At 43.4% G+C, this 10892-nt stretch carries 12 protein-coding genes; 4 read left to right on the top strand and 8 right to left on the bottom strand.

Annotation, left to right across the window (positions count from 1 at the left end; translation table 11 throughout):
• Window positions 1–342 precede the first annotated feature (342 nt).
• The 3 genes from PXY01_RS22975 to PXY01_RS21550 all read left to right on the top strand — a co-directional run bounded on the left by PXY01_RS22975 (window position 343) and on the right by PXY01_RS21550 (window position 4290).
• Window positions 343–435 carry an NUDIX hydrolase gene (locus PXY01_RS22975; protein WP_307719408.1) on the top strand — a complete coding sequence of 31 codons (93 nt, stop codon included), beginning with the start codon at window positions 343–345 and terminating at the stop codon, window positions 433–435.
• A 456-nt stretch (window positions 436–891) separates the two neighbouring features.
• On the top strand, window positions 892–1947 hold the full coding sequence (locus PXY01_RS21555) for a 2,3-butanediol dehydrogenase (RefSeq protein ID WP_127573140.1): 1056 nt from the start codon (window positions 892–894) through the stop codon (window positions 1945–1947).
• A 228-nt stretch (window positions 1948–2175) separates the two neighbouring features.
• Window positions 2176–4290 carry a substrate-binding domain-containing protein gene (locus PXY01_RS21550; RefSeq protein ID WP_127573138.1) on the top strand — a complete coding sequence of 705 codons (2115 nt, stop codon included), beginning with the start codon at window positions 2176–2178 and terminating at the stop codon, window positions 4288–4290.
• A gap of 78 nt (window positions 4291–4368) precedes the next feature.
• Here PXY01_RS21550 and PXY01_RS21545 read toward each other — a convergent pair whose 3' ends face one another.
• The gene (locus PXY01_RS21545) at window positions 4369–5127 is read right to left on the bottom strand and encodes a GTP pyrophosphokinase (protein WP_127573136.1); all 759 of its coding nucleotides are present in this window, start codon (window positions 5125–5127) and stop codon (window positions 4369–4371) included.
• 168 nt (window positions 5128–5295) lie between these two features.
• Here PXY01_RS21545 and PXY01_RS21540 point away from each other — a divergent pair, with 168 nt between their 5' ends.
• Window positions 5296–5970, top strand: a complete 675-nt coding sequence (locus PXY01_RS21540; RefSeq protein ID WP_127573134.1) for a uracil-DNA glycosylase — start codon at window positions 5296–5298, stop codon at window positions 5968–5970.
• Between the two features lie 81 nt (window positions 5971–6051).
• On the opposite strand, the gene PXY01_RS21535 is transcribed toward PXY01_RS21540, so the two are convergent.
• The 7 genes from PXY01_RS21535 to PXY01_RS22665 form a co-directional block, all read right to left on the bottom strand.
• On the bottom strand, window positions 6052–7011 hold the full coding sequence (locus tag PXY01_RS21535) for an S-layer homology domain-containing protein (protein WP_127573132.1): 960 nt from the start codon (window positions 7009–7011) through the stop codon (window positions 6052–6054).
• 89 nt (window positions 7012–7100) lie between these two features.
• The gene (locus tag PXY01_RS21530) at window positions 7101–7439 is read right to left on the bottom strand and encodes a L,D-transpeptidase (protein WP_127573130.1); all 339 of its coding nucleotides are present in this window, start codon (window positions 7437–7439) and stop codon (window positions 7101–7103) included.
• Window positions 7440–8600: 1161 nt separating this feature from the next.
• Window positions 8601–8792 (bottom strand): hypothetical protein, encoded by a 192-nt coding sequence (locus PXY01_RS21525; RefSeq protein WP_127573128.1) that lies wholly within the window; start codon window positions 8790–8792, stop codon window positions 8601–8603.
• A gap of 41 nt (window positions 8793–8833) precedes the next feature.
• Complete coding sequence (locus PXY01_RS21520) at window positions 8834–9157, bottom strand: hypothetical protein (RefSeq protein ID WP_127573126.1); 324 nt, start codon at window positions 9155–9157, stop codon at window positions 8834–8836.
• A gap of 438 nt (window positions 9158–9595) precedes the next feature.
• A complete protein-coding gene (locus tag PXY01_RS21515; RefSeq protein ID WP_127573124.1) occupies window positions 9596–10171 on the bottom strand; it encodes a histidine phosphatase family protein in 576 nt (191 codons plus the stop codon).
• Window positions 10172–10259: 88 nt separating this feature from the next.
• Entirely contained in the window at window positions 10260–10655 is a 396-nt protein-coding gene (locus tag PXY01_RS21510; protein ID WP_127573122.1) for a hypothetical protein, read from the bottom strand.
• Window positions 10656–10668: 13 nt separating this feature from the next.
• Window positions 10669–10892 (bottom strand): hypothetical protein (locus PXY01_RS22665; RefSeq protein WP_218028243.1); only part of this gene is annotated, 224 nt, incomplete at its 5' end.

Below are 10892 nucleotides of genomic sequence, written 5' to 3'. Positions count from 1 at the left end.
CAAGCTCTTTGCCTGTGCCAATGGTTAACAGGACTTAACGTACGGGTTCGACCCCCGTCCTCGGCACCATTTTAATTTTTTTGGTTTAGTACATAACGGTGTTTTGCTTAAAGTAGCGTACCATCACACAGGATTCATTCGATTCATAAATCCCTTTACATGACTTGCTGATAACAAGTTCAATGAAGGGGTTTTTTTCATGTCTAGAAACAGATAGTTCGCATAATAGGATCTCGCTGATATAGAACGTTAGCGGTAATTTCCAATATTAAATCAAAAAACTTAATTCAATAGGAGTTAACTCATGTCAAAGGAATAATTATAGATAGTTCAGGAAGGACATTGCTGCTTAAGAATGTAAGAGGATTGTGGGAGCTGCCTGGAGGGAAAATGGAGAAAGGAGAACAACCGGAAAATACAGTTATTAGGGAATAAATTATGAACCAAACGAATCAATTATTATGAATAATGAACATCTTGATTTGGGATGGTTTGACATAGATTCAATTAATGGATTGATTATAGTTGACGGATACAAACATTCTATAATACTTGCACAAGCCCCTCCTTCTTCAGATTTGTTAATCACTCTTCATCAGATTGATTAACTCTAAACCACGTGGAGAAATATCAACCCCATTATTGCAGATGTAGAAAAAAGCAATTCTGACTTATGATATATTCACAGTTCCTTATTGCTAATCCTTCCACCCTCCAACCAGTATATAATTCGTTACGCATCCAGCCTGTTCCTTTATATGGATTTGAGTAAATAAACCCTGCCAGTTACTACATAAAAACTTAACATTAAATTAACATCTATTTGATTCCGTTGTCATGTATACTTGAGTTACTACCTTAGTAGAATTTACATCGATGGAGTGAATGATCATGAAAGCAGCACGTTGGTACAAAGCAAAAGATATTCGCGTAGAGAACATCGAAGAGCCTCAAGTTACACCAGGTCGTGTGAAAATCCAAGTTGCATGGACAGGTATCTGCGGTAGTGATCTTCATGAGTATGTGGCAGGGCCTATTTTCGTTCCAGTAGGTGCACCACACCCTGTAAGTAAAGATGTGGCTCCTATTGTTATGGGCCATGAATTCTCTGGTACAGTTGTAGAGGTAGGCGAAGGTGTAACCAGTGTCAAAGCTGGAGATGCCGTTGTCGTTGAACCAATTCTTGCATGCGGCAAATGCGCTGCTTGCCTTAAAGGTAAATATAATATTTGTAAACATCTAGGATTCCACGGCTTGTCGGGCGGAGGCGGCGGTTTCTCTGAATATACCGTTGTAGATGAGCGCTGGGTACACAAAATGCCAGAAGGCTTAACACTTGAGCAAGGCGCATTAGTAGAGCCGGCTGCCGTTGCTTTGCATGCAGTTCGTATGAGTAAAATCAAAGCGGGCGATAAGGCGGTTGTCTTCGGTGTAGGCCCAATTGGTCTACTCGTCATCGAGTCGTTGAAAGCTGCCGGCGCATCGGAAATCTATGCCGTTGAATTGTCCAAGGAGCGTGGAGCGAAGGCGCTTGAGCTTGGTGCTACTGCTGTCATTAATCCGGCTGAAGAAGCAGATGTCGTTGCCAAAATCCATGAGTTGACTAACGGCGGCGCAGACGTGGCCTACGAGGTTACAGGTGTTTCTGTCGTATTGAAGCAAGCGATTGATTCTACGACATTTGAAGGCGAGACGATTATCGTGTCGATCTGGGAGAAGGAAGCTTCGATCCAGCCGAACAACATTGTACTGTCGGAGCGCAGTGTCAAAGGTATCATCGCTTATCGTGACATTTTCCCAGCGGTTATGAACCTGATGAAACAGGGCTACTTCCCGGCAGAGAAATTAGTTACGAAGCGAATTAAGCTGGACGATGTTGTTACGGAAGGCTTCGAAACTTTAGTTAAAGATAAAGATCAAATTAAAATTTTGGTCGCTTCTAAGTAGATAAATTGATAGAGTAACGGCCATATATTCATATATAAGAACCTCCTTCACAGCGCTAGAGCACAGCTCAGCAGCGATGAAAGAGGTTTTTTTTATTTAAAATTTCAGAAAATCTTACCATAATCTTTAATAGATTGAAGGTATATGTCGAATAATGGAGAATAGTAATGTGGTGGTGTATTTTTGAAGAGAGAGTACATATTAACACTAAAAGGAGATTAGACAACTATGAAAAAGCTTTCTATGCAAGTCATACTCAACCTTATTCAAGCTTTACTAGTCATTGTTCCGGTTGTGGTTGTGCTCTCAATGATGTTGACCGGTGCATGGGAAACATCATCGAAGATGGAAACTGCGTTATCGGTAACGGCTGCGTTGTCGGTTGTCGCTATCGTTTTATCAAACGTTGTTATTAGCGGATTTAAAAGAAAAATTAATATTCTAAAGGAAAATCTTGCGCATGTGGAGAACGGTGACTTAACGGTTGTCCCAGACACACATAGTGTAAAGGAAGTTTCGCAGCTCTCCGAAGCATTCGGAAAGATTATTCAAGAGTTTCAAGATGTCGTATCGAACTTTCACTCGTCCACATCAGAAGTGAAGCATATGATTGAGACGGTTGTCGAGACGTCGAACGAGTCAGCCAGAAACGCCAAAGATATACTCAAATCTGCTGATGCTGTTGCCACAGGTGCAGTTAGGCAAGCAGAGGATGCAGAAGCATCGCACGAATTGTCCTCCGATATGGTGGACAAAATTGAAGCAGTGTCTGACTCGACAGGCTTGATGCTCTCGAAGGCAGAGGCTGTAAGAAGCATGACCGATTTCGGCAAAGAAAGCGTTACCGCATTGCTCGATAGCAGCAAAATTTCTGAAAATAACATTATGGAGATTAATGAAAGTATAAAAGAACTAAGCGAAATGGCCTCAAATATTACGAACGTTACGGCGATCATAACCGAAATTGCCGGTCAGACGAGCCTTCTTTCGTTGAATGCATCGATCGAAGCGGCAAGAGCAGGGGAAGCAGGCAAAGGCTTCGCAGTCGTAGCGGGCGAAATTAAGAAGCTCGCTGAGAGGAGCTTGTCCTCGGCTCGCAGCATTGTGAGCACCATTAACGGCGTGCAGGAAAAAGTGCAAATCACGTCGGACAAGATCCAAAATACGACACAGGCTATTGTTCGCCAGATGGAGGCCGTCCAACAGACGAGAGAAGCGTTCAATGATATTTCTGACGCTACATATGAGATGTTCTCCCAGTTGAAAGCGGTAAGAGATGGGATTAAGCAGCTGGATAGCCATAAAACGAACATCGCGCAGTCGATTGAGAACATCTCGGTCATTGCAGCCGAGACGGCTGCGTCGTCGCAAGAAATTACGTCGATGATGTATACGCAGAACAATTCGGCTGAAGTGATGGTAGAGCTATCGCACAATTTGGATCAGCTTGTAACTGCGCTGGACGATCGACTGATGAAGTATACTTTCAGCAAACTGGAGAAAAAGAAAAAAACATTCGCTGTTATTACGGTACTCGATATCCCGTTCTTCGAAGATACGTTCAAGGGTGCGGAGGAAGTCGGTAAAAAGCTGGGTATTAATATTATCAGAATAGCCCCTGAAAGATGGGGGCCAGATGTTCAATCCGGCTATATCTATGAATGTATTGAGAAGGGCGTCGATGGTATTGCCATAGCGCCGATCAAGCTGCCTATAGTTACAGATGCGATCAAGGAAGCGGTCAGCAAAGGCATCAAAGTGGTGACGTTCGATATCGAGGAGATTCCAGACATGGGTATTAGCAGCTTTGTCGGTACAGAGAATTTCCCGGCAGGTGTTATGTTAGGCGAAGCTGCGGTCAAATGTTTGAAAGGCAGAGGTAAAATAATTATTTCGATCGTATCGGATATGTTCGAAAACATGAAGGAGCGCATTAACGGATTTAAAAAAGCGATCGAGCCTTACAAGGATATCCAGATTGTTGGTATGGAATCGAATCAAGAAACGATCGATCAGCGTGTCAGCCTGCTGCAAGGAATGCTCACCGAGCATCCGGACGTCGACTGCATTGTCTATATGGACTATCAAGGTGCGGAGACGATGATGAAGCTGACGAAGCAGACAGAGGTTCGCGCCAAAATTATCGGATTCGATAAGACCGATGAAGCGATGCAAATGCTGAAGGATGGCGTGCTGCAGTCCATCATCGTACAAAGACCGAAGGTGTGGGGAGAGCTTTGCATTAAACTGCTGAGTGACCTTACCCAAGGCAAACCGGTACCGTCGTTTATGGATGGCGGCACATTCGAAATCAATAGACGCAACATGTCGATGTATCTGTAATCATAGCTAATAATTTAAAGGCGCCTGACGTACCACGGTTGTGGTCGCAGGCGCCTTGATTATTAGAACGCTGTTTCTTTATTTCTTCTCTTCCCCTACGTCACCGATCAGCTCCAGTAATGCGGCAGGAATCTGGAACTGTTGATTGCTAATATGTATTCGTTCCAGCTGCTCCCTCTCGGCCTCTGCATGATGAGCTTCCTTAATCTCGGAAATTTCTCGGTGCAGCCGTTCCATCTGGCGGTCAAGCGCATTAGCGGATTCTGCCGCTGACTTCAGCTCCTGCAGAAGTCTAAGTGGAACGGTCTCGTTATATTTATAAAAGATTTTGTGCTCCAGGCTCGCCCAGAAATCCATCGCAATCGTACGGATTTGTACCTCGACGAATATATGCTCGAGTCCGTTGGACATGTAGACGGGTACCTGGATGAGCAGGTGAAGGCTCCGATAACCGTTCGGCTTCGGGTTCTTAATGTAATCCTTAACTTCGACAATTCGCAAATCGTGATGCTGGTGGAGCATATCACTGATCCGATAGATGTCCGAAATAAACGAGCACGTTATGCGCAAGCCGGCAATGTCCTTAATGTTCGTTCGGATGCTGTCGAGCGATAAATCGCAGCCTTTGCGGAACAGCTTATTCATGATGCTTTCCGGCGATTTCAGCCTCGAATTCGTATGTTCAATCGGGTTATATTCGTGGAGCAGATGAAATTCTTCTTTTAAAATTTCGATCTTCGTTTCCATCTCATCAAGCGCGAATTTGTAAGCCATTAGAAAACGTGTAATGGTGTTCTTGAACGTCTTGAATTGCTCGATTGGATAATTGGTATTCATGTCTATCGTTCTCCTCCGTCTCCCGCAGCGTTAGTCGGCGCGACTGAGCTACTCTATGAGCATATTACAAATTAGGGGAGTAAAGCAAATGGAAACATCGACAGCGCTTAATTTGCCGCTTTCTGAAGTAGCCTTTATACTTATTGGAGTAAATAATGAGGTGAGCGTATGAGGGAGATTAAGCAGCAGGACTGGATGAACAAGCTGCTGGGTGAAATGTCGAAGCCGTATTATGAGCAGCTTATTCGTACATTAGAAGAGGAATATGCTGTTGGGAAGGTGTATCCAGCGAAAGAGGATATTTTTAAAGCGCTTGAGCTTACATCTTATGAAGCGACGCGCGTCGTCATCCTTGGACAAGACCCTTATCACGGAGAGGGACAGGCTCACGGTTTGAGCTTCTCTGTGAAGCGTGGAGTTGGCATACCTCCTTCTCTGCGTAATATCTATAAAGAGCTGGAGAGCGACATTGGCTGCAAGGCGCCAGCGCATGGATCGCTGGAGTCGTGGGCGCGGCAGGGTGTATTGCTGCTCAACAGCGTGCTGACCGTTCGTGAGGCGCTTCCAAACTCGCATAAAGGAATCGGCTGGGAGAAGCTAACCGATGCCGTTATTGCGGCTCTGAATGAGCGAGATAAGCCCGTTGTTTTTATTCTATGGGGCAACCATGCGCAGGCGAAAGCTTCCTACATTAATCAAGAGAGGCATAGCATTATCGCATCGCCGCATCCGAGTCCGCTGTCGGCAAGCAGAGGATTCTTCGGGAGTCGTCCGTTTTCGAAGGCGAATGAGCAGCTGAAGCAATGGGGCTGTGAACCGATTGATTGGTCAATTCCAGAATGATGAGGCAGTCGTGAACCAAATAAAGAGGGGTTGTCCCTAAGTCTATTGACTGTAGAGACAACCCCATCATTTATGAAGCGGTTAAGCAGCAGAGGAGCTGCTCTCGTCCGCTCCGTCTGTGGTTGTATAAATGCCTGAATTCGTATCAATTATAATTGGCTTATACTCGGCCGACACGTAAGTAACCGTCTTAGCTTCAGTGAGCACCTGAGGATACATACGATTCGGGTCTGGCTGAGTCACTTCAACTTTAATGAAAGCCGTATTGTCGTTGAATGCAATCGAGCTGATACGCAGCCCGTAGCCTGGATGAGGCAGTGTTGCCGTAACGGTTACTTCATTGACCAATTCATTGATAGCATTCACGCTAAGCTTCATGTCGTAGGCGAGTCCGCCTGCGCTGTCATCGATCTGTTCGGTTTGCTGCTTCACGAGCTCTAGGGCGTTGTACAGCCAGCCGGCAGCTGTGCTGCGTGTAATAGACTGCTTCGGTTTAAATTTGTTGTTGTCGAGCTTCGCAATTTTAGTGACGAGCAGATTTTGGACGCTGCCACGATAATCAGGATTTACTTGTTCCTCGTCGTCATATATGATCGCGAGCATAATAATTGCAAGATCATGATCTACCGTCATAGCCTGGAATAGATAGTGGGCGAACTGCTCGCGCGTCATAGCGGCCGCTGGATCGATATCCTTAGGCAAATCCAGCCCTACTGCGAATGCGGTTACGAAGGCGGAGGAATACCAAGCTTGGTCCTTTACCTTCGTGAAGTAATCGCTAGCTTTTGGTTCTTTAATATAGACGTTAGTGTCTTTAAGCTCGAATGCTTTCACGAGTAGGGAGATACCTTCGGCATTCGTCAACTTGCCGTTCGGCATGAATTTGTCCCCACTGCCGGACAAGATGCCCTGCTTCTGCAGGCTGTCAATCTGGCTTGCGTTCGGATCGTTATTGGTGTCAGAGAATGCATAGACGGATTGGCCGAGTAAAACAAATAGACTTGTCAGAACAAGAACGAGGAATGCTGCTTTCTTCTTCATCGAACGTAAGGCCCCTTTCGTATAGGAATGTACACCCTACAGACGATGTATTGTGGCATTATGTTGCAGGCTTGCCAACACATCTTATTTTATAGTCGGATTGTAACACGTGTGCCGACTGGAACGAGGCGGGACAGCGATAACACGTCTTGATTGTACATCCGAATGCAGCCATGTGATACCATCCTTCCGATTGAAGCGGGATTGTTCGTACCGTGAATGCCGTAGTGAGGACGGGACAGGCCCATCCAGAATGCGCCGAATGGTCCTCCCGGATTATTTTGTTTATTAATGATTCTATATTCTCCGGTTGGAGTCTGGGTAAGCATCGTTCCGATCCCGATCGGGAATGCACGGGTTACGACGTCGCCGTCCAGCAAATAAAGGCGCCGGTCTGACAAGTCGACGATAATTCGGTAATTGGGCATAGTTGATCCCTCCGCCATATCGTATGCAGGGGAGCTTGCCGAGGCAATAAAAAAGAACATACATTTATTCAATAAAGTGGAGAAGCGACCAGTGAGGGTTCATGAATATAAAGACGTTATATGAAATTAGTGAGATTACAATATATTTAAAGGACGATTATATGCATATCATAGAAGCCAAGAGTGATAATAATGCATGGATTTCAGGGATATTCGAACACGAATACAAAGCACAAACCTAAGTTGAATCAATCGCTTCGGAACTCAAGGAGAACCAGAAACTAATACAGATTCAACTCTCATATCCATTTTACATAGTCGAAAGAGATGGAAGTTTTAATTACTTAGACAAGGATGAAATGTTACGAGAGTTAACCCAAATAGAAATAGTTAATGATTCAGATTGGATTTACTTTAATATTTACACTATTACCTCGGAGGATTACCAATCAAGGCTTCCTGGGACAGATTATATGGGGATATTAATGCATGATCACATTAACAATGACTTCATGGAATGGTATAGGAATGAAGGAGAAGAATTTTTAAAGAGAAGAGGAATTTTACCAGGATAAGTCGATGGAGACAGTCGCATCTGCTAACACTACATTCACATTTTGAGCTATTCACTGAACCGCTATTCCTATTTTGATCGACAGGGCATTAACAAAGAAGAGCCGCCAGGATTTCTCCTGAAGGCTCTTAGCAAATTACTTGCGTGGTACATACAAGCTGTTCATGACTTCAATTAATCGCCGTTCGGCACGTTCTTGTGCTTTGGGGGAGAGCGCCTCTATACGATTCCTCAAAAAAATCCATATTACAAGAAAAACCCCAGCAATTACGCGGGGTTTCGATTTTGCCGAGAAGCCACTTGTATCAAGGTTTTTCGGCTTTTTCTTTTCTTATCGTTTCCTTGCGTTTCCGACGATTATTTATAGTACGTGACCAAGTTTGTGACCAAAATAAGAAGCCCCGAATGTCCGGGGCTGGAGATAAGGAGATATGTGAACCGATTGAAAACCAATCGTATGACACCTTGCCTGTGATACTTGTGAGTACCCCTAGGGGGATATTCAAAGCTAGAGCGCGAAGTGTGAATTTTTCCAATGTCGCCCCTTCGCTTGCAAAATATCGGGAAATCCCAACCATGTATATACATCACTTATTGCGATTGACTAGCTGTAAGAACTTCTGAACAACCTCTGGATTATTCTGTACTGCTTCTTCAATAAGCATTCGCACAACTTCGCTTCTGCTCCTGTTCCATTGTCTAGCCATAATGTCCAGATAAATATCATGGTGAGCATCTAAAGTAATGGCATGTTGCTTGAATCGTCTTGGCGAACTCATTGCTTAACACCTTCTTCTCGTTGCTTCTTTTCCTTTAGAAGCTATTCTAAATGCTTCTTGGCGTTATGAATCGTGTAATCAGAAATACCGAAGTATTTCAACTTCTTCATAAGCAATGGAATGCCTTCCAAATTAAATAGCTTTACAACCTTATAATCTTCATCACGATAGAACAGAACATTGTCTCTAACATCAGCGTCGTAAGATCCCGCCAAGTCGTGCGGGGAAAGTTCCAATATGTGCGCCAATCCATCGAAGCTAATATATAGTGTCTTAATGGAGTTATTAAGCATATGGAAATCTCTCCCAACAATTAAGGATACTATACCAAACTGGTGAACTTCTGTGCATTTAATTTCAATCATCTGTTTTTGCCCCCTGCAAATGTAGTCTGTTTAACGTGTGAAAAGGCGGCTGACTAGACCGCCTTTCTTTATCCGGTCAATGTAAACTAGTTGGAACCATCGTCCTGACAAAAAGGAAATAGAAAGCCTTGGAGCGCTGTGACGAGTTCTCTTTAGCTACTTACTTAATCTTCGGGAATAGTCTGAAAAAATGCTATAACGATGTTGTCTTAAGATGTATTGTATTTGACCTCTTACAATCGTTAATAAACGGAATTAGACTTTTATAGGAGGATTTAATCAATAAAGGGACGGTAATGTTTCTGGCTCAATCTAGGGGCTTTGGAACCGTTCTGGGAGGGCAGGGACAGAAAAAGCACTACAGGGGCAAAAGAAAAAGCACCCTGTTATAGGTGCTTCCTGTTTGCGCTGTTGTCCTGTTAGTTTAATCCACACTTGCTAAAGATGCTTGGTACAGTTGTATAACTGACATGCCCAATCGTTGTTCGAGTGCGTAAGGATGGTTAAAGAGGTATTATCTATATGCGTTTTTTTGAATCGTTGAGGCAAAAGATGTTGCAATGACAAACCAATCAATGCCCCATGACTTACAATTAAAATTCTTTTATCAGTATGTTTGAGAATCTTTTCTTCGAGAAAATTTAGTCCACGCTTGGCGACCATTTGGAAATCTTCCATACCAAGATTTTGCTCACGCCAATTATTTCCCCAACGAGCGATGCGTTCTTCCTCGGTGGTACCCTCAATTAGACCACAATTAATTTCTCTAATACGCTCATCAATGAATACAGAGTCTACTCCTAAAGATTGCCGTATGATTTCAGCCGTTTGTCTAGCTCTCTTCAGATTACTGGAGAAAATAATGTCCCATTCTTCGCTTGAAAGTCTATTAGCCAATGCAGTAGCTTGCTTTATTCCATCTTCGTTCAAAGGTATATCGGATACACCTTGAGCCTTGCCAAGATTATTCCATTCGGTCACCCCATGCCTGATAAGCCCTACTGTGGTTACCATTTCTGCCGCTCCTTAATGAATCCCATTAAATGCACATACTAAAAATACAATACATTGTAACAAAACTGCCCGGTAGTTGGGCCATCCACTACCTTGATGATTTCAGTTTTTCCGCCGTTTCTTTAAGCATTTTAATATGTTCCCGTTTAGAGTCGGTTTCTTTGTGTAAGGCGTCTTTTTTTTCGTTCATTACCCGAGTTTCTTCTTTGACTAACCTTGTTTGTTCTTCAATTAGTCGTGTTTCGTGCTTTATGGTCAATATTTCTTCTTTGCGAGTTCGTACCTGTCCAACAAGATAATGATTTTCTTCTTCTCTTCGCTTTAGTTCTTCCTGTAGGACTTCAAATTTTAATTTTTCTTTTTCCATTTGCTTTACGAATGGAAACCCAATATCCGCCGCAAATTTTAGTCCAATCCAGAGGACTAACAAACAAATTTGAAATTTTAATCCCGGTGAATCAATATTGAACCTTTCTTTAATCACTGTGTAAACCTTTTTAAATATCTGCCTTCGTGATTGCGCCTAGGGCAACTGCTAAATCCAGCTTTCCCGAAAATTTCGTTGATTTCCCCAGTACTTCTGAGGGTTCCTTCAAATGAAGTTTAATAAGCTGCGTAATTTCTTTCTCAATAAATAAGCGTGACTTAATTACGATTTCCAGAGGGCTATTGTTGGGTAATGCTTCTTTGAGAAATATGTCAATGTCGATGTTAGTGCTAT

It is taken from the genome of Paenibacillus xylaniclasticus, assembly GCF_004001065.1.
Classification (GTDB): Bacteria; Bacillota; Bacilli; order Paenibacillales; family Paenibacillaceae; genus Paenibacillus_T; species Paenibacillus_T xylaniclasticus.
Note: the sequence above shows the minus strand (reverse complement) of the source record. Positions and strands in the feature narration are given on the sequence as shown.